25 protein-coding genes are annotated in these 25,656 nt (G+C 71.9%); 13 read left to right on the top strand and 12 right to left on the bottom strand.

Going from position 1 to position 25,656, the window contains the following annotated elements:
• Positions 1-4 precede the first annotated feature (4 nt).
• Together ACIBTX_RS18015 and ACIBTX_RS18010 are read left to right on the top strand one after the other, a co-directional pair.
• Entirely contained in the window at positions 5-1,057 is a 1,053-nt protein-coding gene (locus ACIBTX_RS18015; protein WP_357172134.1) for an ABC transporter substrate-binding protein, read from the top strand.
• Positions 1,057-1,869, top strand: a complete 813-nt coding sequence (locus ACIBTX_RS18010; protein ID WP_357172135.1) for an ATP-binding cassette domain-containing protein — start codon at positions 1,057-1,059, stop codon at positions 1,867-1,869. The genes ACIBTX_RS18015 and ACIBTX_RS18010 overlap by 1 nt, the downstream gene beginning before the upstream one ends.
• A 93-nt stretch (positions 1,870-1,962) precedes the next feature.
• On the opposite strand, the gene ACIBTX_RS18005 is transcribed toward ACIBTX_RS18010, so the two are convergent.
• Together ACIBTX_RS18005 and ACIBTX_RS18000 are read right to left on the bottom strand one after the other, a co-directional pair.
• Positions 1,963-2,658, bottom strand: coding sequence for a FadR/GntR family transcriptional regulator (locus tag ACIBTX_RS18005; RefSeq protein ID WP_357172136.1), 696 nt, complete (start codon positions 2,656-2,658; stop codon positions 1,963-1,965).
• A gap of 8 nt (positions 2,659-2,666) precedes the next feature.
• Positions 2,667-4,061, bottom strand: coding sequence for an enolase C-terminal domain-like protein (locus ACIBTX_RS18000; protein WP_357172137.1), 1,395 nt, complete (start codon positions 4,059-4,061; stop codon positions 2,667-2,669).
• Between the two features lie 408 nt (positions 4,062-4,469).
• Between ACIBTX_RS18000 and ACIBTX_RS17995 the strand changes: the two genes are divergently transcribed.
• Positions 4,470-4,964, top strand: a complete 495-nt coding sequence (locus ACIBTX_RS17995; RefSeq protein ID WP_357121345.1) for an N-acetyltransferase family protein — start codon at positions 4,470-4,472, stop codon at positions 4,962-4,964.
• Positions 4,965-5,034: 70 nt separating this feature from the next.
• On the opposite strand, the gene ACIBTX_RS17990 is transcribed toward ACIBTX_RS17995, so the two are convergent.
• From ACIBTX_RS17990 to ACIBTX_RS17980, 3 genes are all read right to left on the bottom strand, one after another.
• Positions 5,035-5,388: a TraR/DksA C4-type zinc finger protein gene (locus ACIBTX_RS17990; RefSeq protein WP_357121349.1), complete on the bottom strand. Its 354-nt coding sequence runs from the start codon at positions 5,386-5,388 to the stop codon at positions 5,035-5,037.
• Positions 5,389-5,425: 37 nt separating this feature from the next.
• On the bottom strand, positions 5,426-6,373 hold the full coding sequence (locus ACIBTX_RS17985) for an ion transporter (protein ID WP_357172138.1): 948 nt from the start codon (positions 6,371-6,373) through the stop codon (positions 5,426-5,428).
• Between the two features lie 496 nt (positions 6,374-6,869).
• Positions 6,870-8,129: an ice-binding family protein gene (locus tag ACIBTX_RS17980; RefSeq protein ID WP_396832743.1), complete on the bottom strand. Its 1,260-nt coding sequence runs from the start codon at positions 8,127-8,129 to the stop codon at positions 6,870-6,872.
• A 313-nt stretch (positions 8,130-8,442) separates the two neighbouring features.
• On the opposite strand from ACIBTX_RS17980, the gene ACIBTX_RS17975 reads away from it, so the two are divergent.
• Positions 8,443-9,135 carry a TetR/AcrR family transcriptional regulator gene (locus ACIBTX_RS17975; protein ID WP_357172140.1) on the top strand — a complete coding sequence of 231 codons (693 nt, stop codon included), beginning with the start codon at positions 8,443-8,445 and terminating at the stop codon, positions 9,133-9,135.
• A gap of 61 nt (positions 9,136-9,196) precedes the next feature.
• On the opposite strand, the gene ACIBTX_RS17970 is transcribed toward ACIBTX_RS17975, so the two are convergent.
• The gene (locus tag ACIBTX_RS17970) at positions 9,197-10,054 is read right to left on the bottom strand and encodes an SDR family oxidoreductase (protein ID WP_357172141.1); all 858 of its coding nucleotides are present in this window, start codon (positions 10,052-10,054) and stop codon (positions 9,197-9,199) included.
• A gap of 87 nt (positions 10,055-10,141) precedes the next feature.
• Here ACIBTX_RS17970 and ACIBTX_RS17965 point away from each other — a divergent pair, with 87 nt between their 5' ends.
• Complete coding sequence (locus tag ACIBTX_RS17965) at positions 10,142-10,537, top strand: helix-turn-helix domain-containing protein (RefSeq protein ID WP_357121365.1); 396 nt, start codon at positions 10,142-10,144, stop codon at positions 10,535-10,537.
• 30 nt (positions 10,538-10,567) lie between these two features.
• On the opposite strand, the gene ACIBTX_RS17960 is transcribed toward ACIBTX_RS17965, so the two are convergent.
• Both ACIBTX_RS17960 and ACIBTX_RS17955 read right to left on the bottom strand, forming a co-directional pair.
• The gene (locus ACIBTX_RS17960) at positions 10,568-11,023 is read right to left on the bottom strand and encodes a DUF6624 domain-containing protein (protein WP_357121368.1); all 456 of its coding nucleotides are present in this window, start codon (positions 11,021-11,023) and stop codon (positions 10,568-10,570) included.
• Positions 11,024-11,271: 248 nt separating this feature from the next.
• A complete protein-coding gene (locus ACIBTX_RS17955) occupies positions 11,272-12,234 on the bottom strand; it encodes an AraC family transcriptional regulator (protein WP_357392744.1) in 963 nt (320 codons plus the stop codon).
• Positions 12,235-12,601: 367 nt separating this feature from the next.
• Here ACIBTX_RS17955 and ACIBTX_RS17950 point away from each other — a divergent pair, with 367 nt between their 5' ends.
• The 3 genes from ACIBTX_RS17950 (at position 12,602) to ACIBTX_RS17940 (ending at position 16,981) form a co-directional block, all read left to right on the top strand.
• Positions 12,602-13,264, top strand: coding sequence for a hypothetical protein (locus ACIBTX_RS17950; RefSeq protein WP_357121374.1), 663 nt, complete (start codon positions 12,602-12,604; stop codon positions 13,262-13,264).
• A gap of 84 nt (positions 13,265-13,348) precedes the next feature.
• Positions 13,349-15,301, top strand: coding sequence for a Xaa-Pro dipeptidyl-peptidase (locus tag ACIBTX_RS17945; RefSeq protein ID WP_396832742.1), 1,953 nt, complete (start codon positions 13,349-13,351; stop codon positions 15,299-15,301).
• A 171-nt stretch (positions 15,302-15,472) separates the two neighbouring features.
• The gene (locus tag ACIBTX_RS17940; protein ID WP_357172145.1) at positions 15,473-16,981 is read left to right on the top strand and encodes a phosphoesterase; all 1,509 of its coding nucleotides are present in this window, start codon (positions 15,473-15,475) and stop codon (positions 16,979-16,981) included.
• 73 nt (positions 16,982-17,054) lie between these two features.
• On the opposite strand, the gene ACIBTX_RS17935 is transcribed toward ACIBTX_RS17940, so the two are convergent.
• Positions 17,055-17,579, bottom strand: a complete 525-nt coding sequence (locus ACIBTX_RS17935) for a MarR family transcriptional regulator (protein ID WP_357172146.1) — start codon at positions 17,577-17,579, stop codon at positions 17,055-17,057.
• A 113-nt stretch (positions 17,580-17,692) separates the two neighbouring features.
• On the opposite strand from ACIBTX_RS17935, the gene ACIBTX_RS17930 reads away from it, so the two are divergent.
• From ACIBTX_RS17930 to ACIBTX_RS17915, 4 genes are read left to right on the top strand one after another with little or no spacing between them, the layout of a single operon-like run.
• A complete protein-coding gene (locus ACIBTX_RS17930; RefSeq protein ID WP_396832741.1) occupies positions 17,693-18,988 on the top strand; it encodes an LLM class flavin-dependent oxidoreductase in 1,296 nt (431 codons plus the stop codon).
• Positions 18,989-19,000: 12 nt separating this feature from the next.
• Positions 19,001-19,285 carry a hemerythrin domain-containing protein gene (locus ACIBTX_RS17925; protein ID WP_396832795.1) on the top strand — a complete coding sequence of 95 codons (285 nt, stop codon included), beginning with the start codon at positions 19,001-19,003 and terminating at the stop codon, positions 19,283-19,285.
• A gap of 40 nt (positions 19,286-19,325) precedes the next feature.
• Complete coding sequence (locus ACIBTX_RS17920) at positions 19,326-19,922, top strand: helix-turn-helix domain-containing protein (RefSeq protein ID WP_357172148.1); 597 nt, start codon at positions 19,326-19,328, stop codon at positions 19,920-19,922.
• On the top strand, positions 19,919-21,175 hold the full coding sequence (locus tag ACIBTX_RS17915; protein WP_357172149.1) for an MFS transporter: 1,257 nt from the start codon (positions 19,919-19,921) through the stop codon (positions 21,173-21,175). The genes ACIBTX_RS17920 and ACIBTX_RS17915 overlap by 4 nt, the downstream gene beginning before the upstream one ends.
• A 193-nt stretch (positions 21,176-21,368) precedes the next feature.
• Here ACIBTX_RS17915 and ACIBTX_RS17910 read toward each other — a convergent pair whose 3' ends face one another.
• From ACIBTX_RS17910 to ACIBTX_RS17900, 3 genes are all read right to left on the bottom strand, one after another.
• A complete protein-coding gene (locus ACIBTX_RS17910; RefSeq protein ID WP_357121394.1) occupies positions 21,369-22,064 on the bottom strand; it encodes an alpha/beta hydrolase in 696 nt (231 codons plus the stop codon).
• Between the two features lie 39 nt (positions 22,065-22,103).
• Positions 22,104-22,484: a VOC family protein gene (locus tag ACIBTX_RS17905; RefSeq protein ID WP_357121397.1), complete on the bottom strand. Its 381-nt coding sequence runs from the start codon at positions 22,482-22,484 to the stop codon at positions 22,104-22,106.
• A 94-nt stretch (positions 22,485-22,578) separates the two neighbouring features.
• The gene (locus ACIBTX_RS17900; RefSeq protein WP_357121400.1) at positions 22,579-23,616 is read right to left on the bottom strand and encodes an L-dopachrome tautomerase-related protein; all 1,038 of its coding nucleotides are present in this window, start codon (positions 23,614-23,616) and stop codon (positions 22,579-22,581) included.
• Positions 23,617-23,852: 236 nt separating this feature from the next.
• Between ACIBTX_RS17900 and ACIBTX_RS17895 the strand changes: the two genes are divergently transcribed.
• Positions 23,853-25,655 (top strand): acyl-CoA dehydrogenase, encoded by a 1,803-nt coding sequence (locus ACIBTX_RS17895; protein WP_357172150.1) that lies wholly within the window; start codon positions 23,853-23,855, stop codon positions 25,653-25,655.
• Position 25,656: the final 1 nt, after the last annotated feature.

Raw genomic sequence — 25,656 nt, 5'->3', positions numbered from 1 at the left:
CACCATGGCACACACCACCATCCGCCGACGTCCCCGGGGTCACCTCCTGCGCGCGCAGGCCGTCCTCGCCGCCGCCGTGGCGGCGGCGCTGCTCAGCGCCTGCGGCGGAGTCGAGGTCCGCGACGGAGGCGACGGCGCGACCAAGGACGCCTCCGGGCCGCTGAAGCTCGCCGTCGTGCCCAAGGCCGTCGGGGCCGACTACTGGAACACGGTGAAGGCGGGCGCCGAGTGCGCCGCGCAGCGCGCCGGCAACGTCACCGTCCAGTGGGACGGGGTGACCACCGAGACCGACGTCGAGGGTCAGGTCAACCTGATCCAGAACTTCGTCACCAAGAAGGTCGACGGGATCGTCTACGCGGCCACCGACTCCCGCGCGCTGGCACCCGCCACCGACCAGGCGATCGGCGCGAACATCCCGGTCGCGATGATCGACTCGGGCACCAGCCCGCAGCCGTCGAGCGTGCCGCTCTTCGCCACCGACAACAAGGCCTCGGCCGTCGAGGCGGCCAAGCTGCTCGCCACCGAGCTGGGCTCCGGCAACCACGACGTGGCGCTGGTGGAGTTCCAGCCCGGCTCGCAGACCAACACCGAGCGGGTCGACGGCTTCAAGGAGGGCCTCAAGCAGTTCCCCAACCTCAAGCTGGTCGGCCAGCAGCCCAGCCGCAGCGACGTCAACGAGGCGCGGCGGGTCACCGAGAACATCCTCACCGCGAACCCCAACCTCGCCGGCATCTTCGCCGCCAACGAGCCGAGCGTGCTCGGCGCGGCGCAGGCCATCCAGGCGGCGGGCAAGTCCGGCAAGGTGGTCATCATCGGTTGGGACGCCGCCCCGGACGAGATCGCCGGACTGCGCAACGGCCAGATCTCGGCGCTGGTCGTGCAGAATCCCTTCAAGATGGGCTACTTCGGCGTCGACAAGATGGTCAAGCACCTCCGGGACAAGGCGCCGCTGGCGTCGGCGGACACCGGCGTCACCTTCGTCACCAAGAAGAACATCGACTCGCCGGAGATCAAGGCGGTGCTCGAGCCCAGCTGCGCCAACCCCCCGGTGCAGTGATGGCGACGACCTCCGCGCCGACGACCGACAACGACCAGCGGCGGTCTCCCGAGGAGCCGCCGGTGCTCGAAGCCCGGGGGATCGTCAAGCGGTTCGGCCACGTCGAGGCGCTGCGCGGCGCCGACTTCACGGTCCACCGGGGCGAGGTCGTCGCCCTCATCGGTGACAACGGCGCCGGCAAGAGCACGCTGGTCAAGACGCTCTCCGGCGTGCACGCGCCGGACGAGGGCGAGATCCGGGTCGGTGGCCGCCCGGTCCACTTCTCGACTCCGGTGGACGCCCGGCGCGCGGGGGTGGAGACCGTCTACCAGGATCTCGCGGTCGCCGACGACCTCAGCGTCGCCGCCAACCTCTACCTCGGGCGGGAGATCCTGCGGTCCGGGCCGCTCGGTCGGCTGGGGCTGCTCGACAAGCGCGCCATGCGCCACGGCGCAGCCGTGGCGCTCGACGAGTTGGGCGTACGGATCCCACGGGTCACCACGCCGATCGCGATGCTGTCCGGCGGGCAGCGGCAGTGCGTCGCGGTGGCACGGGCGATCATCTGGGCGACGAACGTGGTCATCCTCGACGAGCCCACCGCGGCGCTGGGCGTCGTGCAGACCGAGCGGGTGCTCGACGTGGTGCGGCGGGCTCGTGCGGCGGGCATGTCGGTGGTGCTGGTGAGCCACAACATGCCGCAGGTTCTGGAGATCGCCGACCGGGTGGAGGTGCTGCGTCTCGGCCGGCGGGCGGCTCGGCTGCGTGCCGACGAGGTCAGCACCGACGATCTGGTCGCGGCGATGACCGGAAGCAAGGGCTCGGAGCGGGACTAGGGCGGGGGGTCGCCCGCCCGTGAGCGCGCGCGGTGCACCGGGAACGGTGCCACCGACGAGCGGCACGGGCGGGCGATCAATCGACGGCGGCGGTCAGCCCTCGTCGGGCAACCCCTGGAGCGACTCCTCCACACCGATCAGGTGGTTGGCCATCCGGGTGCGGGCCCGCTCCGGGTCGCGCGCCCGGAGGGCCTTCAGGATCGCCACGTGCTCGTCGTGGGTACGCCGGTCCGCGCCCTCCTCGTGCAGGCTCCGCCAGAGCCGCCCGCGCAGGGTGCGCCCGGCGAACGCCTCGATCAGGCCGATGAGCACCGGGTTGTCGGCCTGTGCGGCGATGATCCGGTGGAACGCGATGTCGATTTCCATGATGCGCTCGTGGTCCTGCGGTGACCGGCCGGCGATCCGGGCCGCCTCGTCGAGCAGTTCGGCGGCCTGCGCCAGGGCCTCGTCGGTGATCCTGGTCGCGGCCAACCGGGCGGCCTCGCATTCGAGCAGGCGGCGGACGGTGTGGATGTGCCGTCCGTCGCCCTGCCCCTGGAAGTCGACCACGAAGCCCATCGGGGCCAGCAGTTGCGGCGCGTCGAGGTTCGTGACGTACGTGCCGTCACCCTGGCGGATGTTGACGATGCCGAGGATCGACAGCGCGGACATCCCCTCGCGCAGGGAGCCCCGCGAGACGCCGAGGGATTCGGCGAGGTCCTTCTCGATGGGCAGCCGGTCCCCGGGCTTGAACGTCCCTTCCAGGATCATCCGCTTGATGCCGTTCACGACCTCGTCGGTGCGGGACATGACACCTCCTAGCGGCCGGCGGGGGTGGCGGCTCCACCCGCGATGACGTACGGCTCCGGAGATGACACGGTAGCCGCCTCGGTCGAGGCCCAGTAGCGGCCGTCCGGGAACCGGTACCGTTCGATCGACTCGGGGTGCATACGGGTGGAGTAGCCGGGCGCGTGGGGCAGGACGTATCCGCTGCCCCAACCGGTGTCCCGGATGACGCACGGATCGGTGAAGTGCTCGTGCAGGTGGTCGACGAACTCGGTGACGCGGCCGGTGAGATCCCCCGACACCGCGACGTAGTCGAGCACCGACACGTGTTGGACCATCTCGCAGAGCCCGACGCCGCCCGCGTGCGGGCACACCGGGACGCCGAACTTCGCGGCGAGCAGCAGCACCGCGACAATCTCGTTGACGCTGGCCAGCCGGCCGGTGTCCAACTGGCAGAAGTCGATGGCCTCGGCCTGGAAGAGCTGCTTGAACATCACCCGGTTGTGGCAGTGCTCGCCGGTGGCGACGCCGACGGGAGCGACGGCGCGGCGCACGGCCGCGTGGCCCAGGATGTCGTCCGGGCTGGTCGGCTCCTCAATCCACAGTGGGGTGAAACGGGCCAGCGCCCTGACCCACTCGATGGCCTGGTCGACGTCCCACACCTGGTTGGCGTCGAGCATCAGGTTGCGGTCCGGGCCGAGGATCTCCCGGGCGATGGTGCACCGGCGGATGTCGTCGTCGAGGTCGGCGCCCACCTTGAGCTTGACGTAACCGTAGCCGGAGTCGACGGCCTCCTGGCATAGCCGGCGCAGCTTGTCGTCGCCGTACCCGAGCCAGCCCGCCGAGGTGGTGTAGGCCGGGTAGCCGGTGCGGGCCAGCTCGGCGAGGCGGTCGGCCTTGGTGCTCTGCTGTGCCCGCAGGATGGCCAGCGCCTCGTCCCGGGTCAGCGCGTCGGACAGGTAACGCAGGTCCGCGATGTCGACGAGTTGTTCGGGGGACATGTCGGTGAGCAGCCGCCACAGCGGCTTGTCGGCCAGTCGCGCGACCAGATCCCAGGCCGCGTTCAGCACGGCCGCCAGGGACAGGTGGACGACGCCCTTCTCCGGGCCGAGCCAGCGCAGCTGGGTATCGGAGGTGAGCAGGCGGTAGACCGCGCCCATGTCGGCGGCCATCGTGGCGACGTCCAGGCCGACCAGGCGGTGGGCCTGGTGGGCCGCCGCCGCCACGACGATGTCGTTACCCCGACCGATGGTGAAGGTGAGGCCGTGACCCGCCAGCGGTACGCCGGCGCTGTCGACGCCGTCGGTGTGCAGGATGACGTAGGCCGCCGAGTAGTCGCCGTCCTTGTTCATGGCGTCGGACCCGTCAGCGGTCAGCGAGGTGGGAAAGCGGACGTCCTCGACGGTGACGCCAGTGATCTGCGGCATGCGCTCCTCGCCCGGCTCGGCTAAAGATCAGATGATCATTCGGAGTATACGGAGGGCGGTTTGGATGCGTCAACGACGCCGTCGGGCCTATACGCATAGACATCCAACGTTTCCTCGCGCTCTCCGCGACGGACCGCGCCGGTTGCTCCCGGCGGCTCACGCCGTTGCGGTCCGGTTGCGGTAAGGGAACCTGCGAGTTGCGGGGAAGGTTCGACGTTCACAATCGCGGCCGGTTGAACCGACGCGGCGAGCTGCCACCATCGAATCGATACATCACATCTTTCGACGAGCGGACGCCGGGACGTGCGGGACGCCGGTGAGCGCGGCGGAAGGCCGGTGTCCCCGCACGGTACAACTGTCTGACACACCAGACCCGCGACATCATGGAGAGAAGATCGGAGCCCACCCGTGGCCGAGACGACCCTGCGACCGATGAGCCCCGGCGACGCGGACCGCGTCCTGGCGATCTACCAACTCGGCCTCGACGGCGGCGACGCCAGCTTCGAGGTCACCGCACCGACCTGGGCGGCGTTCGACGCCAGCCGGATCGCCGCGCACCGGTTCGTGGCGGTCGCCGACGGCCTCGTCCTCGGCTGGGTCGCCGTCACGCCGACGTCGAGCCGTCCGGTCTACGCCGGCGTCGTCGAGCACTCCGTCTACGTCGACCCGGCGGCTCAGGGGCGCGGGGTCGGCCGGCTGTTGCTCGACGCGCTGATCACCTCGACCGAGGGCGCCGGCATCTGGACGATCCAGTCCGGCATCTTCCCCGAGAACACCGCCAGCCTGGCCCTGCACCGCCGGGCCGGCTTCCGGGTCATCGGCGTACGCGAACGGATCGGCCGCCACCGCGACCGCTGGCGTGACGTCGTGCTGCTGGAACGCCGCAGTCCCACCGTCGTCTGACCGGAACCCGTCCGTGCGCGGACACCCCCGCGGCGTCCGCCGGGCACCGGGTCCGCGGGCGTCGCCACCGTCACCGTCGGCTGGCGCAGGCGACGCAGGTACGCGCCGACGGGCGGGCCGCGAGCCGTTCGGCGGGGATCGGGCGGGAGCACCGTTCGCAGACGCCGTAGGTGCCCGCCGCGACGCGGCTCAGCGCCTCGTCCAGTTCGGCGACGCGTCGACGGGCCGCGGCCAGCACGGCGCTCAGTTGTGCCCGCTCGAACGCGATCGTGCTGCCCTCGGGGTCGTGTTCGTCGTCGGCGTTCGAGGACCGGGACGCCTCGAACAGGCTCCGCAGGTCGCCCTCGAGCGCGGCGATCTCGGCGGTGGTCTCGTCGCGTCGACGGTGCAGATCCGCACGAATCGCGCTGGGGTCGGTGTCCATGACGGTTCCACGCTACGCGCGGGGAACGATCGCGGGGTCAGCGTTCGGAGCGCGCCTGGACGCGATGCGGCCGGCCGTGCGCGTCCTCCCGGTCGATCCGCAACTCCCGCTCCAACGCGCCGATGACCGCGCGCAGGTCGTCCAGCCGCTGGGTGAGCGCGATGCGGTCCACCTCGTCGGGGATGCCGTCACCGTCCTCGTCGTAGCCGGGGGCCAACCGCTCGGTCATCTCCAGCCGACGGGCCTCCTCCATGGAGTTCACGATGACCGCGATGAGGATGTTGAGCAGCAGGTTGACGGTGATCACCACGTAGCTGACGTAGTAGAGCAGCGTCCACGGCGAGATGGCCAGCCCCTGCTCGATGAGGTCCGGCAGCGTCTCCAGCGACAGCAGCACGAACAGCGTCAGCAACGACCTGCCGATGTCCCCGTACTCGTCGGGATACCGGTCGCCGAAGATCAGCCAGCCGGCCATCCCGTACACGTAGAGCGTCACCACGGCCAGCGCGAGGAATCCGGTGACGCCGGGCAGACTGCGCCACAGCGCGGAGACGATGGTCCGCAGGCCCGGCGAGAACCGCACCAGCCGGACCATCCGGGCGACCCGCACCACGCGCAACAGCGCCGCGTCGCCGTGCAGGCCCGGAACGAAGATGGCGGCGATCACGAGGAAGTCGAAGACGTTCCAACCGTGCCGGAAGAAGTCCTGTGGACGCCGGCCGTACGCGGCCAACCGGACGCCGATCTCGATGGTGAAGACGGCGCGGAAGAACAGCTCCAGCCCGTGCAGCGCGCCGCTCGCGGGGAACAGCCCCTCGTACGTCTCCACACCGAGGACGATCCCGTTGGCGAGGATGACGACGACGATGCCGATCTCGAAGGGACGCGACCGGGCGAGCCGCGCGCAGGCGTCGGCGACCGTGGGCCGGCGACGGTCGGGGCGTGACCGATCACCTCGCTGCGCGGGAGCGGGCGCACCGCTCACCAGGCGGCCGATCTGTCGGAACGTGCCAGGGTCACCGCCAAGACCCACCCTTGGTCGTGGTGGCGGCGCGGAAGCATGGCGACCACCCTAGGCCGCGTTTTCAAAGGTCCACAACCATTGGCGTAGCGCGGTGATAGTGACGGTGGCCTGGAACGACTGACAGCTGGGCTTACCGGAGCCCAGGTGACGGTCCTGGACGTTCTCGATCTCGCACCGAAGGTACGTTCTCGTACCGACCGAGTGGACGTTGGACTTCGCGACGCCGCAGGGCAGGGCCGGCAGCCCGCAGTTCGCCCAGACCTACCTGGTGCGCTGCGACGGCGACCGCCACGGATTCTGCGCTACCTCCCGCACGAGCGCGAGGACGCCCTCATGCGCGAGCTGAGGCTCACCGGCTGACGGTCCATGGCGAACACGTCGTCGGCCCGCCCCTGGTGGGGAGCGGGCCGACAACGGGAGGTGGCCCGGCCGGGATCACACCGGCCGGGCCCACCGATCAGGACTCCAGGCGGCGACGCCGGGCGAGGAAGAACGCGACCGCGCCCAGGACGACCATCACACCTCCGACGCCGGTCATGGCCGGGACTGCACCGCCGCCGGTGACCGGCAGGATGGGTTGCTCGCCGCCCCCACCAGGTCTGCCGGGGCTGCCGGGTGCGCCAGGACTGCCGGGTGCGCCAGGACTGCCGGGTGCGCCGGGGCTACCCGGTGCGCCAGGGCTCCCCGGTGCTCCAGGGCTGCCGGGTGCTCCAGGGCTGCCGGGTGCGCCAGGGCTGCCGGGTGCTCCGGGGCTGCCGGGTGCTCCGGGGCTGCCCGGTGCTCCGGGGCTGCCGGGGGCGCCGGACGGGCCGGGTGCGCCGGACGGGCCGGGTGCGCCGGGGCTGCCGGGTGCGCCAGGACTGCCGGGTGCACCAGGGCTACCCGGTGCTCCGGGGCTGCCGGGCGGGCCGGACGGGCCGGGCGGGCCGGACGGGCCGGTGGGCCCGGGTGGGCCGGTCGGTCCAGGCGGGCCCGTCGGCCCGGCGCAGATCGGTGCGCTGATGACGTTGGTGTCGAGGGTGACGGCGGCGGTGCGCGCCAGCGCGCGGCCCTGGAGGGTCGCGCCCGTGGCCATCGTGATCGCGGCCTGAGCCATGATGGTGCCCACGAAGGTGGTGCCGGTGCCGATCGTCGCCGAGCTGCCGATCTTCCAGAACACGTTGCAGGCCGACGCCCCGTTGGTCAGGACGACGCTGCTGTTCGACGCCGTCGTCAGCGAGGAGTCGACCTGGAAGATGAACACGGCCGACGGGTCGCCCTGGCCGTTGAGCGTCAACGTTCCGGTCAGTTGGGCGGCCCCGATCCGGTAGACCCCTTCGTTGAGTGTGTTGCCACCCAGCTCCGCCGGGAGGTTGGTGAACGGGGTCCGGCCGGCGGCGTCGTTGAAGGCGGTGGTCAGGTCGCTCTGAGCCTGGAGCGCGACCGCGTCGCCGAGGTGCACCTCCCCGCCGATGGTGGCCGTTCCGAAGCCGGACGCGGTGTTTCCGGGGAAGCGCCCGAGGCTCTGGGCCAGGAAGCTGGGGCCGGTGTTGGTGGGCTCCGCTCCGGCGAGGACGGAGAAGTCGGCCGCCGTCCCCAGGTTGACCGGTGCTTCCTGCGCGTTTGCTGCGGTCGAGCTGAAGAGCAGCAGGCTGGCTGCCACCGTGGCGGCTGCGCCAGTCGCGAGCGACGGCAGGACCACCCGCCGCCGTAGCCAATTCTTGGGTTTAGCTGTCACAGAACACCCTCCGTGGGTACTACTCGCAGGAGACGTCCAACGAGTGGCGTCCTGCGTGATACGGCCTGAATGACGCCGATGAAGCGCGCTGACCACCACATCACGTCAAATGGTCCAATGAGGGATAATTGGGACAATAACCCAAGCCGATCTGTCCGATCGGACTGACATTCGCATTCGTATTCGTCGGTTCTGGGAGTAGCGGTAGCGGTCGGGTTCCGGCCCGAGAAACCCCCGCGTAAGGAGTGGCCCACCGCGCGACCCCGCGCGGCGCCTGCCGGGCGGACCCCGTCAGCGGCTCTAGAGTGGGTCGGTGACCGACGCAGCCGGGAGGTCCGGAGACCGCGAGGCCGGCCGGCAGCCGATCTGGGCCAGACCCGAACGGGGAACCCGTGGCCCCGCGCCGACGCACAGCCGGGAGGCGATCGTCGCGGCGGCGATCACCCTGGCCGACACCGAAGGGCTCGCCGCGGTGTCGATGCGGGCCGTCGCCGCGGCGCTGGGCACCGGCGCCGGATCGCTCTACCGCTACCTGTCGTCCCGTGACGACCTGCTCGACCTGATGACCGACCGGGTCGTGGGGGAGCTGCGGCCGTACCCGCCGGAGCAGGCCGACTGGCGGGACGAGATGCTGCTGGTTGCCCGCCGGCAGTTGGGCTTGTTCCGCGCCCACCCGTGGCTGGTGGACGTGATCCAACGGCCGTCGGGCGTCGGTCCCGAGAGTCTGGCCTGGTTCGACAACTGCATCCGGATCCTGGAACCCGTGCGCTGCGCCGTCAGCGCCAAGTTCGAGGCGATCGCCGTGCTGACCGGCGTGGTGAGCTTGTTCGCCCGCAGCGAGGCCGCCGCCGGGTCACCCGGCTTCGCGGGCGTCGACCTCGGGGCGTACCCACATCTCGTCGCGGCCCTCGGCCGGGTCGGGCCGCCGACGCCCCCGACGGACCTCTTCGAGCGGACGCTGCGCAGCCTGCTGACCGGCCTGCTGACGCCGGCGTCCGCCGATTGAACGGGCGGGCGACGGAGGGCGTGCCCTCGTCGCCCGCCAGCACAACGAACCCGGGCCCGAGTCAGGCGCGCGCGGCGCGGATGGCGTCGCGGAGCCCGGTCGTGGGTCGACCGATCAACCGGCTGAGGTCGTCGCTGTCGGTGGCCAGCTCGCCGATGGCGATCGAGTGGTCGAGCGCGGCCACGAACCCGGCGGTGCCGGCGTCGAGCCCGACGTTCCGCAGCGCGGAGGCCAGCTCGGCGGTCGACATGTCCCGGTGCACGACGGTCGTGCCGGTGAGCTCGGTGACGGCGTCGGCCAGCTCGTCGAAGGTGAACGCGGTGCCGCCCAACTCGTAGACGGCGTTGCCGCCCTCGTCCCGGGTCAGCGCCGCCGCGGCGGCGGCCGCGTAGTCGGTCCGGGGAGCGGCCGAGACCTTGCTGCCGCCGGTGGCGCCGAGGATGGTGCCACTCGCCAGGTACTGCGGGAGCTGATCGGTGTAGTTCTCGGTGTACCAGCCGTTGCGCAGCACCGTGTACGACAGGCCCGACGCGGCCAGCACCTCCTCGGTGGCCTTGTGCTCGGGAGCGAGCGGGTTCGTGGTCGTGTCGGCCTTCAGGATGCTGGTGTAGACCAGGCGCTGGACCCCGGCGAGCCGGGCGGCGTCGATGACCGCGGTGTGCTGGGGCACCCGCTGCCCCGGGGTGTCCCCGGAGATGAGCAGCAGGCGGCGTACGCCGGCCACGGCGCCGGGCAGCGTCGAGGGGTCGTCGTAGTCGGCCTGCCGGATCTCGACGCCGCGGGCGGCCAGGTCGGCGGCCTTCTGCGGGCTGCGGACGACGGCGGCGATCTCGGCGGCGGGCACACCGGCGTCGAGCAGGTGCTCGATCACCAGCCGGCCGAGGCGGCCGGTGGCGCCGGTGACGGCATAGGTGGGCATGGGGACCTCCGATAAGCGGTTACTTCTAGTAAGCACTTACGAATCTACAGCACAAGTCGTTGAGTAAGCCTCGGGTAGGCTGGTGACGTGACCGACGTGCCGGCCCACGACCCGGCGGGGCCTACCCAGGAATTCGTCAGCGATGTTTTCGCGCGGAGCTGCACCTCCCGTGCCGCCTTCGAGGACGTCACGTCGAAGTGGGCCTCGCTCGCCCTGCTCGCGCTCGGCGAGGGCAGCTACCGGTTCAACGCCCTGCGGCGGCGCATCGAAGGGGTCAGCGAGCGGATGCTCTCCCAGACCCTGCAGACGCTGGAGCGCGACGGAATGCTCACCCGCGAGGTGCTCACCGCGATCCCGCCGCGCGTCGAGTACACGCTCACCCCGCTCGGTGTCCGGGTCGCCGAGCAGCTCCGTGGCCTCGCCGACCTGCTGGAAGCCTCGGTGCCCGAGGTGCGGGCCGCCCGTGAGCGGGAGCGGCCCTGAGGGGCCGTCACGCGCTGGACGGGCACCCGCCTAGTTGGTGTCCTGGGCGCAGATCGTGGTCATCTCGGCGAGGTAGCTCGCGAGGGTGGGCAGGCCAGCCTCGGCGCGGCGGCGTTCGACGCCCGGCTCGTCCCTGATCGGGGTCGCCGGGACGGGACCGTCCGGCCCGCAGCGGATCTGTGTCCCGTACACCTGGGGCTCGCCCTTGGCCACGGCGACGCGGTCCTCGAGGTAGGCGAGGTTGCCCGGCGACGCCTGGCGGGCGGCGACGGCCGCGCGCAGCAGGTCCAGCGCCTCCTGTTGGAAGGCGGGGTCCAGGTCGGAGTGCTGGACGATGGCCCAGGCGGCGTTGCCCCCGTCCTCGCCCACGAGAGCGAAGGTCGGCCAGCCGTGGGTACGGATGATCTCTTTCAGCCGGAGGGTGCGCGCCTGGTCGGACTCGGTCTGCGGGGTGCCCGCACGGTCGGCCTGGTCGCGCTCCAGCATCGCGATCAACTCGTCGTGCAGCGCCTTGTCAAAGGCGGCGGGGGAGACGGAGGTTGCCGGGGACGGGGACGGGGACGGGGACGGGGGCGGGGGGTCGCCCGTAGGGCCGTCGGTGGTCCCGGGCGAGGTGCCGCAGCCGGTGAGGAGCAGCAGGCACACAAGCGGCCGGGCGAACCTCGACGGAAGCCTCACAGCATCGATTTTCGTCGCCACCAGGACGTGTTCACAAGGTCCGCGCCGGGGCGACCTCAGGCGTGCAGCGTCTCGCGGGGCGGCACCCCGTAGCTGGCGTGGTACCAGGCGGTGAACCTGCTGTGGCTGGCGAACCCCCAACGGCTGGCGATGGCCGACACGGTCTCCCGTCGAGGGTCGGCCCGGACCAGGTCGTGGTGCGCCCGGTCGAGCCGGACCCGGCGCAGGTACGCCATCGGTGTGGTGCCGAGGTGGCGACGGAAGGCGAGCTGCACCGCGCGCAGGGAGACCGCGGCGGCGTTGGCGATGTCGGCGGCGCCGATGTCCCGGTCGGCGTTCTCCTCCATGAAGGCGATGGCGCGACGCAGGGTCGCGGTACTGGCGTCGTGGCGGTCCCGGGCGGTCTCGTCGGTGAACGCCGTGTTGGGAAAGATCGCGAGCGCCGCCGCGGCGAGCATGCGGGCGGCGCTGCCGATCACCAGCGGCTGGGCGCTGGCGGTCGGGCTGTTCAGGACGACGTCGTTCACGTACCTGGTGGTCCGTCGCCACTGCCGGGTGAGGGTCGCGTCGACGGGGCCGAGGTCGGTGAAACGGATCGGGCCGGGCCGCCGAGCCGGCGTGGCGGTCGCCACCTGTCTCAGTACCCCGAGGTCCAGTACGCAGAGTTCCACCTCGCCGGGTTCCCACCGCAGGCTGAACGGCTCGCCCGGCCGGTTGGTCAGGAACACGTCGCCGGGGCCGAAGCGGTGGGTCTCTCCCTGAGAGGTACGGCTGATCAGGGCGCTGCGGGTACGGCAGACGATCAGCCCGTCGATGTCGCCCACCTCGATGTCGAGATGGGCGCTCTGGCCGGTTGTGGCGAGGGCGAACGGCCCGGCGTCGACGCGCTGGTGGACGAGGTGGTAGCCGGTCTCGCCCGCGTGGATACGCAGGTCCGCGGTGTACGTGCTGGCCAGGAAGCGGTGGATGGCCGCCGGGTCGTGACTCTCGAATGCTCGGGCCTGCACTGGTGACGTCATCCGCTGTCTCCGTCCGAGAGGAGACCGCCGGTCGGATCGGGGCCGGCGGTGGGGTCGGGACGTGGCTGGGCGCACGTGCCGGTGATCGCGGCGCGTTGCCGACCGGGTTCGGCGGTGGTGGTGGCGTCATTCCCAGCAAATCACATATCCATTGATGGGAATTCCACCATACGGCAACCGGCCGTGCACGTCCGTCGATCCGCCGTTTTGCCGAGCCGACTTCGCTTTCCGGCTATCGCACGCGGCGATCCTGCGCCCGCTGTCCTAGTCGCCTCCGATGCGGCAGCGAAATCTTGTTCATGATCCCCCGGGCGTCCCGACGTCCGGGCCACAGCCGGAGATCCGGCCGACAGGCGGGGGTGAGTCGTTGGACGGTACCGATCCGGACCGCGTCGTACGGTTGGCGGTGGCCGAGGCGCTGGCGCGGGTGGCGGACGAGGACAGCCTGGGACTGGGCGAGGGCGACGCGCTGATGAGCCTCGGCGTCGCGCTGCGGGAGGTGCTGCGCCGCGCGCTCGACGACCGCGTCCCGCTGACCACGCCCGAGTTCGTCGACCTGTGCCGTGACCTACGGCTCAACCGCGACTCGTTCGACCTGCTCGGGCACTACCTGCTCACGGCATTGCTGGCCCACCACGTCGGGCCGGACGCCCTGGTACGCGTCGGGGCGCTCCTCGGCACCGTCCGGCGCTACCTGCCCGCCGCCCGGCCACCCGGACGACGCAACGAAGGGCCCGAGCGCCGGCGACGCGACGTCCGCGCGGACAACAGCGTCGTGGGCCGCTATCGCCGTGCCAAGCTCCCCGAGCACCTGCCCAACCCGCCGAGCTGGACGTGTACCGGCTGCGGCCGCGAGTGGCCCTGCGCGACCAAGCAGAGCCAACTGCTCGCCGAGTTCGGCGGGGCGCGCGCCTCCCTCGCCGTCTACCTCGGCTCGTGCCTCGTCGCCGCCGCCCAGGACCTGCCGACGCTGCCTCTGCCCAACGCGCGACACCGTTTCCTGGGCTGGCTGCCCCGCGCCCGGATCTGAGGACGGCGCGCCGCCGTGGCCACTGGGCAAAGAGGCATCGATACGATGGAATGTCCTGGACGCGCCGCACCCGGGAGGACACCGATGCCGACCGCCCGAACCCGCGCACGAAGCGCCGCCGCCCTGGCCGGCCTACTGGTCGCGGCGCTCGCCGCCGCGCCCGCCACCGCCGACCCGACCGACCGGCACCGTCCGGCCCCACCCCACGTCGTCGGCACCGGTACGGTCCCGGCCTACTCCTATGCCAGGGCGATCCGGGAGAGCGTCTGGGTCGAGACCCGCGCCGACAGCGACGGCGACGGCGTCCGCGACCGGGTCGCGGTGGACATCGTCCGGCCCCGGGAGGCCGCCGCCGCAGGGATCCGGGTACCGGTCATCATGGAGGCGTCGCCCTACTACCTCTGCTGCGGCCGGGGCAACGAGGGCGAGTTCAAGGCGTACGACGCGTCCGGCGTCATCGCCTCGGTGCCCCTGTTCTACGACAACTACTTCGTCCCGCGCGGCTACGCCTTCCTCGCCGTGGACCTCGCCGGCACCGCCCGCTCGACCGGGTGCGAGGACGTCGGAGGCCCGGTCGAGGTGGGCAGCGCCAGGGCGGTGGTGGACTGGCTCAACGGCCGGGCCCGCGCGTACACCGCCGACGGACGACCGGTCGACGCCGGCTGGAGCACCGGCCGGGTCGGCATGATCGGCAAGTCGTGGGACGGCTCCGTCGCCAACGGGGTCGCCGCCACGGGCGTGCCGGGCCTGGCCACCATCGTGCCGGTCTCAGCCATCTCAAGCTGGTACGACTACATGCGATACCAGGGGACGCTGGTGTCGACCGACTATCCCGGCTGGCTGCACTCGGACGTCAGCAGCCGCCCCGAGTCCGCCTGCGCGGCGGTGCTCGCCCGGCTGCGGGCGGACAGCGCCGAGCAGACCGGCGACTACAACGGGTTCTGGGCGCAGCGCGACTACCGGCCGTCGGCCGACCGGGTGCGGGCCAGTGTCTTCGTGGCACACGGTCTCAACGACCTGAACGTCACCACGAACCAGTTCGCCCGCTGGTGGCAGGAGTTGGCCGAGCGGGGCGTACCCCGCAAGCTGTGGCTCTCCCAGGCCGGCCACCAGGATCCGTTCGACGTGCGACGCGCCGAGTGGGTGGCGACCCTGCACCGCTGGTTCGACTACTGGTTGCAGGGGTTGCCGAACGGGGTGATGGACGAACCGCGGGTCGACCTGGAGACCGCCCCCGGCAGGTGGACGACGCAGCGCGACTGGCCCGCGCCCGCCACCCGGGAGATGCGGGTTCACCTCGGCGTCGGGGACGGCGTCACCGGTACCCTCGGCGGCCGCGCCGCGCGGCCGGGCCAGGAGCGGGAGTACGTCGACGAGGCGCTGACCGAGGACGCGGTGGTCGCCGAGCCGAACAGCGCGACCGCCGGCCGGCTGGTCTTCCTCTCCGGTCCGCTGGACGCCGCGCTGCGGATCTCCGGCAGCGCGTCGGTGCGACTGCGCGTCCGGGTGGATCGGCCGACCACGCAGCTGAGCGCCCGCCTGGTCGACTACGGCACCGCCGAGCGGAGCTGGTTCGGGGCGGTGCGGACGCTGGACACCGAGTCCTGCTGGGGTGCGTCCACCCAGGCCGACGACGCCTGCTACCACGACACCGAGGAGATCACCGAGGTCTCCGACCACGCGGTGCTGGCCCGGGGCTGGCTCGACGCCGCGCACCATCGTTCGCTGCGGTTCACCACGCCGCTGCGGGCGGACCGGTGGTACACGGTCACCGTGCCGCTGAACGCGTACGACGCGGTGGTGCCGGCCGGGCACGTCCTCGGCCTGGTGCTCGGTCAGAGCGACCCGGAGTTCACGATGGCCGAGGACCGGGACGCGACCGTCCGGGTCGACCTCGGGCGCAGCGAACTGGTCCTGCCGATCGCCGGTCGGACCGGGTTGCCGGCCGTCGCCGTCGCGCCGACGGTGGTCACCGCGCCCGCCGCGCCGTCGACGGCCGAATCGGCACGCGTGGAGCGGGGGCGCCAACGCCCCTGATCCTGTCGCCCCGCTGTCGTTTCGTCACCCAGCGCCAGCGCCACCGTGCCCTTCAACGGGCTCGGCCAGGGAGTTCACCGGGTACCCGTCCGGCGTACGGCGGGCGTTCACCGACCTCTCCGAGGCTCCTTGATCGAAAGAGCATTCGCTTGATCGAGGAGAGGCTCTGACGTGAGAGACAAGCAAGCCGAAGAGGTCGAGCGCGCGCAGTTGTCGCGGCGCAAGCTGGTCAAGTACGCGGGTGTCGGCGCGACGCTGGCCGCCGCGAGTCCCCTGGTGGGCGGCGGCGCGGCGTGGGCCGACGAGGAGCGCCGGCCCGGCGATGACGAGGGCGACCGGGGCGGCGTCAAGAACCGGTCGTGGCGCGCGGGTGACCACCACGTCCACTCCGAGTACAGCGGCGAGTTCGACACCACCCGGAGCCCGATCGTCTTCCACAAGGGCGCGGACGCGGTCTACCCGATCGTCACCAACGCCATCATGGCCAAGAACTTCGGCCTGACCTGGGCGATGTGCACCGACCACGGTGGACCGACGCACTCGAAGGTCAACATCGAGCAGGCGTACCCCGACCTGCTGCGCTCGCGCAAGCTCGTCCCCGAGGTGCTCCAGTTCTGGGGCATGGAGTTCGACGCGCCCTCGCTGGACCACCACACGCTGATGATCCCGCGCCACGACGACGAGGCGAAGCAGCTCTTCGAGCTGGAGAGCCGCTTCGCCAAGTACGACGCGTTCCCCACCGACCCGGCCCGCGACACCGAGGCCAAAATGGTGGAGTTCCTCAAGGTCGCCCGGGGTATGCCGCACAAGCCGCTGGTGATCGCCCACCACGCCTCCCGTTCGGCGCCCGGCCTCGGCGTCTACGGCCAGGACACCCCGCGCGAGTTCCGCAACGGCAACAACGCCGCGCCCGACGTGTACATCGGCTTCGAGGGCGCGCCCGGTCACCAGGCCGGTCCGCTCAACGGCGGCAAGCGTGGCGGGTACGGCAACCACCCCACCTACGGCGGCTTCGACCAGATGACCGCACGGGTCGGTGGCCTCTGGGACTCGCTCCTCGGCGAGGGTCGGCGCTGGTGGATCACCGCGACGTCCGACTCGCACGTGCACTGGACGCGCGGCGGCTCGGACTTCTGGCCGGGGGAGTACAGCAAGACCTACGTGTACGCGCGCCAGGACTACGGCGACATCATGGACGGCCTGCGCAACGGCCGGATCTGGGTGACCACCGGCGACCTGATCCGCAGCCTCGACGTGACCGCCACGTCGCAGGGCAAGACGGCCGAGGTCGGCGAGACCATCACGGTCAACCGTCGCAGCCGCACCGACGTCGAGATCGAGATCCGGTTCCGCCCGCAGGACGGCGTGAACGGCAACGGGGTCCGTCCCGAGGTCCGTCGCGTCGACCTGATCGTCGGCCAGATCACCGGGCCGAGCGCCAACCTGGACGCCGACACCAACCCCACCACCAAGGTGGTGGCCCGGTTCGGCCCGCGCGACTGGCGTCGGCAGGGTCACGACTACGTCATCCGGCACACCCTGCGCAACGTCGAGGCCGACACGTACGCCCGGGTGCGCGGCACCAGCACCGACGAGGCCGAGCCCCTCGCGGACGGTCTCGAGAGCCCGTGGGACGACCTGTGGTTCTACTCCAACCCGGTGTTCGTGCACGTCCGCTGATCCCGCCCCACCCTCCCTGTTGATCAAGAGGTTCGCGTCACCGCAGGCCGGAATCCTGACGCGAATCTCTTGATCAACGCCGTTCTGCGGGTGGGGCGGGGTGGATTTCGGTCACCGCTTCGCAGAGGTTGCGGAGGGGGTCGGTGGCCTGGGTTGAGCAGGCCACTTTTTGCAGCAGGGTGCGCAGGGTCGTCGACTCGGTCGGCGTGAGCGACCCCAACAGGTGCGCCTCCACCCGTCGTAGCGCCTCGCGTCGCTGCTCCCAGGCCGCCCGCCCGGCGTCGGTGACGTCCACCAGTCGGCTGCGCCGGTCGGACGGGTCGGCCCGCCGGGCCACGAAGCCGGGGCGTTCGAGGTCGTCGATCAGGTACGTCAGCACCGTGCGGTCGATCCCCAACTCCTCGGCGATCGCGCCCTGATTGCGACCCGGGCCGGTGACCGAGGCGGTGAGCACCTGATAGCCGCGCGGGCCGCCGGGAAAATCGGTCAGCGCGTGCTCGGCCGCCCGAACGTAGCCACGGAAGACGATCCCCAGCATCCAGCCCAGATCGTCGTCGAGCGGATCGGGCCGGTCCGGCCGGTCGGTGGCACCCGTCATACCCCGACGATAGCCGAAGTCACAGACCATGTTGGCAACAGATGTTCTGTCTGACATAAGGTTGGCGTCGCGACGCATCGCGCGACGCGGCGCGTACGACAGGAGGCTCGCACATGAGCGACTACGGCCACGACCTGGTCTTCGGCTCGTTCACCACGCCCGGCAACGACGACCCGGACCGCACCGTCGGGCTCGCCGTCCTGGCCGAGCAGGTCGGGCTGGATCTGGTCACCTTCCAGGACCACCCGTACCAGCCACGGTTCCTGGACACCTGGACGCTGCTGAGCTTCATCGCCGCCCGGACCGACCGGGTGCACCTGTCCGCGAACGTCACCAACCTGCCGCTGCGCCCACCCGCCGTGCTCGCCCGCAGCGTCGCCAGCCTCGACCTGCTCACCGGAGGTCGGGTCGCGTTGGGCCTCGGCGCGGGCGCCTTCTGGGATGCCATCGAGGCCATGGGCGGGCGGCGGCTGACCCCCGGGCAGGGCGTCCGGGCGTTGGAGGAGGGCATCGACGTCCTCCGGCAGACGTGGGACGCGCAGGCACGCGGCGGTGTGCGGGTCGACGGCGAGTTCCACCGGGTCATCGGCGCGAAGCGCGGTCCGGCCCCCGCCCACGCGGTGCCGATCTGGCTCGGGGCGTACAAGCCGCGCATGCTCGCGCTCACCGGTCGTCGGGCCGACGGCTGGCTGCCCTCGCTCGGCTACCTCGAACCCGGTGACCTGGCCCGGGGCAACGCCGTCATCGACGACGCGGCCCGCGAGGCCGGCCGTTCACCCGCCGACGTCCGCCGGCTGCTCAACATCTCCGGCACCTTCGCCACGGTGGGCCGTGGCCCGTTGCACGGACCCGTCGAGCAGTGGGTGCGGGAGCTGACCGAGTTGGCGCTGGGGGACGGGATCGGCACGTTCATCCTGGCCAGCGACGACCCCGACGACCTGCGCCGGTTCGCCGGTGAGGTGGCGCCCGCCGTGCGTGAACTGGTGGCGACCGAGCGCGACCGGGACGCTGCGTCGGTGCGTACCCCCGCCGAGGTCCTTGCGGACACGCAGCCGGCGGCGGTCGTCGCGCCCTCCGCGCCGCGGGCCCGGGCGCGGGTGAGCGCCGGCGCCTTCGCGGTGGTGCCGACACCCGACGACGGCCGCCGGCTCAGCGACCGGCAGGTCTGGGACGAGGCGGCCCGCCCCACCGGGCCGACGCCCGATCCCACCCGCACCTACACCGCGCACGAGCAGGCCACCGGCCAGCACCTGGTGCAGGTGCACGACGGACTGCGCGCCGAGTTGGCGCAGATCCACGACCTGATCGAGCAGGTGGCGGCCGGCGAGATCGACGCCGGCGCGGCGCGGTCGCAGATCAACACGATGACCATGCGGCAGAACCGGTGGACGTTGGGGGCGTACTGCTAGTCCTACTGCCGCATCGTCACCACCCACCACACCATCGAGGACCAGGCGCTCTTTCCGCGCCTGCGGCAGGCCGACCCACGGCTGCGCCCGGTCGTCGACCGGCTGGAGCAGGAGCACCACGTCATCCACGAGGTGTTGGAGGGTGTCGACAAGGCGCTGGTGGCGTACGTCGGCGCGCCGGACGGGCTGGCCGAGCTGCGCGCCGCGGTGAACCTGCTGACCGACGCCCTGCTGTCGCACCTGAGCTACGAGGAGCGGGAACTGGTCGAGCCGCTCGCTCGCCTGGGGGTGAGCTGACCGGGTTGCCCGGAGGGACTTGAGAGACTACTTTCGAAACATGTCTCTCAAGAATCCGTACGGGGATTTCGAGATCACCGAGCCGCAGGCCCTGCGGGCGTTGGCGCACCCCGTCCGCCTGGCCATCCTCGACCGGCTCCAGCGACACGGCCCGTCCACCGCCACCGGGCTGTCGCCGCACGTCGGGGCCACGCCGTCGGTGGTGAGCTGGCACCTGCGTCACCTCGCGACGTTCGGCCTGGTCGCCGACGCCGACGGAAGCACCAGCAAGCGGGAGCGCTGGTGGCAGGCGACCGCGCGAGGGTTCCGCTTCAGCCTGCCGGACGACGCCGAGGGGCAGGCCGCGGCGCGGCAGCTCCGCGGCGAGATGTTCGCGCGGATCGCGGAGACGCCGCAGCAGTGGCTGTTGCAGGAGGAACCCCGACTCGACGACACCTGGCGCGCGTTGGCCGGGGTGGCCGACACCCGGTTCGTCGCCACCCCCGACGAGCTGCGCCAGCTGGAGGAGGCGATCGAGGAGCTGCTCGCCCCGTACGTGCGGCGCAAGGACGACGACACGAAGCCGGCCGACGCGCAGGTCGTCCGGATGCTGCGCTACCTGCTGCCCGAGGCCGCCGACGACGAGTCCGCGTCATGACCGTCGTCGACGCCCCGGCCGCGCCGGTTCGGCACCGCGACCGGCGCTTCCGTACCTTCTGGATCGGTCAGACGATCACGGCGTTCGGCGACCGGATCAGCGAGCTGGCCCTGCCCCTGATCGCCGTCGCCCTGCTCGCCGCGACGCCCGTGCAGGTCAGTGTCCTCACCGCGCTGATCTGGCTGCCCAACCTGCTGGGCCTGTTCCTCGGCGCGTGGGTCGACCAGCGCACCCACAAACGCCGCCTCCTGATCATCGCGGACCTGGTCCGCGCCGCCGTGCTGCTCAGCCTCCCGGTGGCGTACCTGTTCGGCGCGGTCAGCCTGACCCAGCTCTACCTGGTGGCGCTGCTCACCGGCGCCGCAGCGGTGCTGTTCGCCCTGGGGCAGCAGGCGTTCTTCGTCTCCCTGGTGCCACGCTCGGCGTACGTGGAGGCCAACAGCAAACTCAGCGTGAGCCGGTCCCTGTCGTTCATCGTCGGCCCGGCCGTCGGCGGAGGACTCGTCCAGGCGCTCAGCGCGCCGGTGGCGATCCTCGTCGACGCGGTGTCCTTCCTCGCGTCCGCGCTGCTGCTGCGTCGTATCCCGGTCACCGAACCCCCGCCACCGCCACGGCAGACGTCCACCCTCGGAATGGTCCGCGAGGGCATGGCGCTGGTGCTGCGCCATCCGGTGCTGCGCGCCGCGCTCGGCTGCACCAGCACCGTCAACTTCTTCACCTTCATCGCGTCGGCGCTGCTGGTGCTCTACGCCAACCGGGAACTCGGCCTGTCGGCCGGCGCGATCGGCGTCGCGTTCGGCGTCGGAGCGCTCGGTGGCCTGGCCGGAGCGGCCCTGGCACCCCGCATCTCGCGCGCCATCGGGCTCGGTCGTACGGCGATGATCGGCGCGGTGGTGTTCCCCGCCCCGCTCGCGCTGACGGCGCTGATCAACGGCCCGACCTGGGCGAAGGTGGCCATGCTGGCGGCCATCGAGTTGGTGTCCAGCGTCGGTGTGATGCTGATGGACGTCAACCTCAACGCCCTGCTCGCCGCCGTCACCCCGGACGACGCGCGGGGTCGTCGAGCGGGCGCGTACAGCGCCGTCAACTACGGCATCCGGCCGCTCGGCGCGCTGGTCGGCGGCGTGCTCGGCACCACCCTCGGACTGCGGCCGACCCTGGTCGTCGCCGGAGTGGGCGGTGTGCTCGCCGTGCTGTGGCTGCTCGCGTCCCCGGTGCGCCACATCAGGACCCTCGACACCGTCACGCCGTGACCGTCCCGACTGGCCGTCGCCCGGCTTGTGCCGCTCCTGGCTGGCCGTCGCCCGGCTTGTGCCGCTCCTGACTGGAGGCAACTGCCTCCCGAGGCGTGATGCCTGTGAGTCATCTTGATGACTCACAGGCATCACGCTCATGGCACCGATGCCCCCGAGCCGACCTTGACGGCGTGCCGGCACCGGCCGCCGGTCAGCTCGCCTCCGCCGCGAGCAGCGCGGCCAACTCGGCGGGCTGGGAGAACATCGGCCAGTGGCCGGTGGCCATCGTGAGGAGCCGCCAGCGCTCGCTGGCGAGCAGCGCCGCCACCGTGTCGTTGGGCTCGGGCCCGTCGAGCAGGCACTTGACGTACGTCGCCGGCAGGTCGCCCAGGTAACCGCTCAGCACGGCCGGCTCGGTCAGCGTGCGCCCCGGATGCGGGGTGGCGCCCTTGACCAGCCGCGCGATCTGCTCGTCGGTGAGACCCTGACCGTCGAACTCGGCTGGGGCGAGCGGCGGCCAGTCGCCGCCGTTGGCGGCGAGCACCGACTCGAACGCCGCCTGCCCCTGCCACCAGCCGGATGCGAACGACCCGCCGTCGACCGGCACCTCCGAGTCGAGGAAGACCACCCGGGTCAACCGGTCGCCAATCCGCTCGGCGGCCTGCCCCACCGGGATGCCCGAGTAGCTGTGCCCGACGAGCACCACGTCGCGCAGGTCGCGGCGTTCGATCTCGTCGACAATGTCCCGCACGTGGGTCTGCTGGCCGGCCGGCACTCCCTGCCTCTCGGCGAGACCGGAGAGGGTCAGGGCAAAGGTCTGGTGGCCGGCGGCCCGCAGGGGCGGCGTCACCTCGTCCCACGCCCAGGACCCCAGCCACGCTCCTGCCACCAACACCAGATCAGCCATGGCCGGAACCCTACTGCGGCCCTGCGACAGGTGCGCGCGTCACGACCAGGTCCGGGCCTGGGCGTCGAACACCTCGGGTGGACTCTCGACTGGCAGGACGCAGAGCAGGTGCCCTCCGGGCGCCCGCAGGATGCGGCACTCCATCCACCGCGTCACCTCAGTGGCGCCCAGGCCGACCAGCCGGGCGGTCTCGGCCGCCACGTCGTCGGTCTCGATGTCGAGGTGGTAGCGCGGCGCGTCGTCGACGGCCTGGACGGCGGTGACCAGGCCCGGCACCGCCTCGTGCAGCCCCACGAACTGCGGCTCCTCCGGGTGGGACCGGGTGCCGACGCCCAGGGCCGCCGACCAGAACTCCGCCGCCCGCGCGGCCTCCGCCTCGGGCGCGTCGATGAGCAACGCGTACACACGGCTTCGATGCATGCGAGGCAGGATATCGACGATTCCTACCCTGTGCTGGTCGCGCCGAGGTGAGCGGCGATCTGGGCCGGCAGCGGGTAGGGAGGGAATATCGCCGTCAGGCGTGGTCCGTCGGTGGCGGGCCGGCGTCGACCGGCATCCGGTAGATCCGGATGGGGTAGGCGACGGCCGGATGCCCGCCGTTGAACCCGGCCGTCAGGTGCAGTTGGGCCGCCGGCAGCCAGAGCTGCCCGTCGGTGTCGAGCCACATCGCGTCCACCCAGTTCAGGCGTGGGTCCGCGACGAGCGTACGCACGCTGCGGTCCGGCCCCACCGCGAGGATGCGGCGGCTCTCGACATCGCTGACGTAGATGGTGCCGCGCGCGTCGATGGCCGTGCCGCCGGTGCTCGGGGTGTCCGACCAGGGCTCGACCCGCCGGGCCAACTCCTCGTCCGACAGCGTCGGGTCGTCCAGCCACCGGGTGCCGATCCGGGACATCCCACCCGAGGCCGGCTGGTAGTACAGCCACCGACCGTCCGGCGACACCTCCAGTTGGTCGGTGTGCAGGCACACCTCGGCCCCGCTGGGATCCCGCAGCGCCCGGCCGTCGGCGACCACCGGCCTGCCCACCGTGCTCGGGTGCCCGTCCAACACCCGTCGGCACGCGCCCGAGTCGAGATCCACGACGACGAGGCCGGGCGCGCCGGCATCGGTGACGTACGCGGTGCCGTCGTGGAACCGGACGTCGTCGACGTAGCTGTGCGGACGCACCGCGCCGTCGAGGTGGTAGACCCGGTCCACCCGGTCGCCGTCCACGTCGACCACGATCAACCGCGCCCCGCCGGGCACCTGGTCGCCGCCGAGCTGGGGCGACCCGGAGTCGACGATCCACAGTCGACCGTCCGGGCCGGCGCGCAATCCATTGACGTGCACGAACGTCCCGTCCGGCGGTTGGTCCCGCGCATTCCAGGCGGCGTCCGGGTACGGGTTGCGACGGCCGTCCGGCAGCGCCTCGACCACCTGCACACCCGGCCCGTCCGCCGACGGGTAGCTCAGGAAGACGCGCCCCCGCAGCGTGGTCACGCCCGTGCAGACCCGGTCCTCGACGAGTACCGGTGTCAACCGAGGATCCTCCTCGGTGGGAAGCATGGACATCGGCCCGCTCCTCACCCGACGGGCGACACCGCCGTACCGTCGATGGTCCGCCACCGTTGGCGCGGTATCCCCGTGCCGGCCCCGGCGAAACACCGCCCCCGCCACCGGGTCGGGTACGCCAGCCACACCGCCCCGGGCCGCCGGTGGTGCGCTCCCGACTGATCGGTCAGGATGGGACCGGGCGACGCCGGGCCGCCGCCCCGAGCCGACACACCCCAGCCCTGCCGAGGAGTTCCGTGCCGTCCACCCTGCTCTCCCGCCGTGACCTGGACTTCCTGCTGCACGACTGGTTGCGGGTGGCGCACCTCGTCGAGCGTCCCCGCTACGCCGAGCACTCCCGGGAGACCTTCGACGACGCCCTCGACCTCGCCGAGCGGGTGGCCACCGACCAGTTCGCCCCGCACAACCGGGCCGCCGACCTCGCCGAGCCCACGGTCGACGGGAACCGCGTGCGGACGATCCCGCAGATCGAGGCGGCACTGCGCAGCTTTGCCGAGACGGGCCTGCTCACCGCCGCGATGGACGACTCCGTCGGTGGTCTGCAACTGCCGCACGCCGTCGCCGCGGCCTGCTTCGCCTGGTTCCAGGCGGCCAACGTGGCCACCTCCGCGTATCCGCTGCTGACCCTGGGCAACGCCAACCTGCTGCTGGCTCACGGCAGCGCCGAGCAGGTCGACACCTACGTCCGGCCGATGCTCGAGGGCCGGTTCTTCGGCACCATGTGCCTGTCCGAGCCGCACGCCGGCAGCTCACTGGCTGACATCGTCACCCGGGCCGAGCCGCAGCCCGACGGCACGTACCGCCTGTTCGGCACCAAGATGTGGATCTCCGGTGGCGACCACGAGCTGGCCGAGAACATCGTCCACCTGGTGTTGGCGCGGATACCCGGCGGCCCGCCCGGGGTGAGGGGCATCTCGCTGTTCGTCGTACCCAAGGTGCTGGTCGGCCCGAACGGCTCGCTGGGGGAGCGCAACGACGTGGCGCTGGTCGGGCTCAACCACAAGATGGGGTTCCGGGGCACCACCAACGCGCTGCTCAGCTTCGGCGACGGCGGACACACCCCGGGCGGCCAGCCCGGCGCGGTGGGCCACCTGGTCGGCGCGCCCCACCAGGGACTGGCCCAGATGTTCCACATGATGAACGAGGCCCGGATCGGCGTCGGGGCCGGCGCCACCGCGCTGGGCTACACCGGCTACCTCAAGAGCCTGGCGTACGCCCGGGAACGGCCGCAGGGCCGACCGGTCGGCGCGAAGGACCCGGCCACGCCGCAGGTGCCGATCATCGACCACCCCGACGTACGCCGGATGCTGCTGGCGCAGAAGAGCTACGTGGAGGGGGCGCTGGCCCTGGTGCTCTACTGCGCCCGGCTGCTCGACGAGGAGAAGACCGCGCCGACCGACGCGGACCGCGAGCGGGCGCACCTGCTGTTGGACGTGCTCACCCCGATCGCCAAGAGCTGGCCGTCGCAGTGGTGCCTGGCGGCGAACGACCTGGCCATCCAGGTTCTCGGCGGCGCCGGCTACACGCGCGACCACGACGTGGAGCAGCACTACCGCGACAACCGGCTCAACCCGATCCACGAGGGCACCCACGGAATCCAGGCGCTGGACCTGCTGGGGCGCAAGATGACCATGCACGGCGGCGCGGGCCTGCTCCTGCTGACCGAGACGATGGGGGACACCGTCGCGCGGGCGCGGGTGGCCGGCGGCGAGGCCGCCGAACTGGCCGAGCGGCTGGACACGGCGGTGCGACGGATCACCACCGTCACCCGGCGGCTCTGGGCCGGCGGCGACCCGGTGCTCGCCCTGGCCAACGCCAGCGCGTACCTCGAGGCGGTCGGGCACGTGGTGATCGCCTGGATCTGGCTCGAACAGGTGCTGGCGCTGCCGCCCACCGGAAGCGCCGATTCCTTCCACGCCGGGAAGCGGCAGGCCGCCCGCTACTTCTTCAGCGTCGAACTGCCCCGCACGGGACCCCAGTTCGACCTGCTGGACAGCCTCGACCGCTCCGCGCTCGACATGCGCGCGGACTGGTTCTGAC

The sequence above is a fragment of the Micromonospora sp. NPDC049359 genome (assembly GCF_044466585.1).
GTDB lineage: Bacteria > Actinomycetota > Actinomycetes > Mycobacteriales > Micromonosporaceae > Micromonospora.
Note: the sequence above shows the minus strand (reverse complement) of the source record. Positions and strands in the feature narration are given on the sequence as shown.

What these genes read in the sequence shown, in the direction of transcription:
- ACIBTX_RS18015 (WP_357172134.1), top strand. Translation starts at nt 5, where the DNA reads ATGGCACACACCACCATCCGCCGACGTCCCCGGGGTCACCTCCTGCGC.
- ACIBTX_RS18010 (WP_357172135.1), top strand. Translation starts at nt 1,057, where the DNA reads ATGGCGACGACCTCCGCGCCGACGACCGACAACGACCAGCGGCGGTCT.
- ACIBTX_RS18005 (WP_357172136.1), bottom strand. Translation starts at nt 2,658, where the DNA reads ATGTCCCGCACCGACGAGGTCGTGAACGGCATCAAGCGGATGATCCTG.
- ACIBTX_RS18000 (WP_357172137.1), bottom strand. Translation starts at nt 4,061, where the DNA reads ATGCCGCAGATCACTGGCGTCACCGTCGAGGACGTCCGCTTTCCCACC.
- ACIBTX_RS17990 (WP_357121349.1), bottom strand. Translation starts at nt 5,388, where the DNA reads ATGGACACCGACCCCAGCGCGATTCGTGCGGATCTGCACCGTCGACGC.
- ACIBTX_RS17970 (WP_357172141.1), bottom strand. Translation starts at nt 10,054, where the DNA reads ATGCCCACCTATGCCGTCACCGGCGCCACCGGCCGCCTCGGCCGGCTG.
- ACIBTX_RS17960 (WP_357121368.1), bottom strand. Translation starts at nt 11,023, where the DNA reads ATGCTGGAGCGCGACCAGGCCGACCGTGCGGGCACCCCGCAGACCGAG.
- ACIBTX_RS17955 (WP_357392744.1), bottom strand. Translation starts at nt 12,234, where the DNA reads ATGACGTCACCAGTGCAGGCCCGAGCATTCGAGAGTCACGACCCGGCG.
- ACIBTX_RS17945 (WP_396832742.1), top strand. Translation starts at nt 13,349, where the DNA reads ATGCCGACCGCCCGAACCCGCGCACGAAGCGCCGCCGCCCTGGCCGGC.
- ACIBTX_RS17935 (WP_357172146.1), bottom strand. Translation starts at nt 17,579, where the DNA reads ATGACGGGTGCCACCGACCGGCCGGACCGGCCCGATCCGCTCGACGAC.
- ACIBTX_RS17930 (WP_396832741.1), top strand. Translation starts at nt 17,693, where the DNA reads ATGAGCGACTACGGCCACGACCTGGTCTTCGGCTCGTTCACCACGCCC.
- ACIBTX_RS17920 (WP_357172148.1), top strand. Translation starts at nt 19,326, where the DNA reads ATGTCTCTCAAGAATCCGTACGGGGATTTCGAGATCACCGAGCCGCAG.
- ACIBTX_RS17915 (WP_357172149.1), top strand. Translation starts at nt 19,919, where the DNA reads ATGACCGTCGTCGACGCCCCGGCCGCGCCGGTTCGGCACCGCGACCGG.
- ACIBTX_RS17910 (WP_357121394.1), bottom strand. Translation starts at nt 22,064, where the DNA reads ATGGCTGATCTGGTGTTGGTGGCAGGAGCGTGGCTGGGGTCCTGGGCG.
- ACIBTX_RS17905 (WP_357121397.1), bottom strand. Translation starts at nt 22,484, where the DNA reads ATGCATCGAAGCCGTGTGTACGCGTTGCTCATCGACGCGCCCGAGGCG.
- ACIBTX_RS17900 (WP_357121400.1), bottom strand. Translation starts at nt 23,616, where the DNA reads ATGTCCATGCTTCCCACCGAGGAGGATCCTCGGTTGACACCGGTACTC.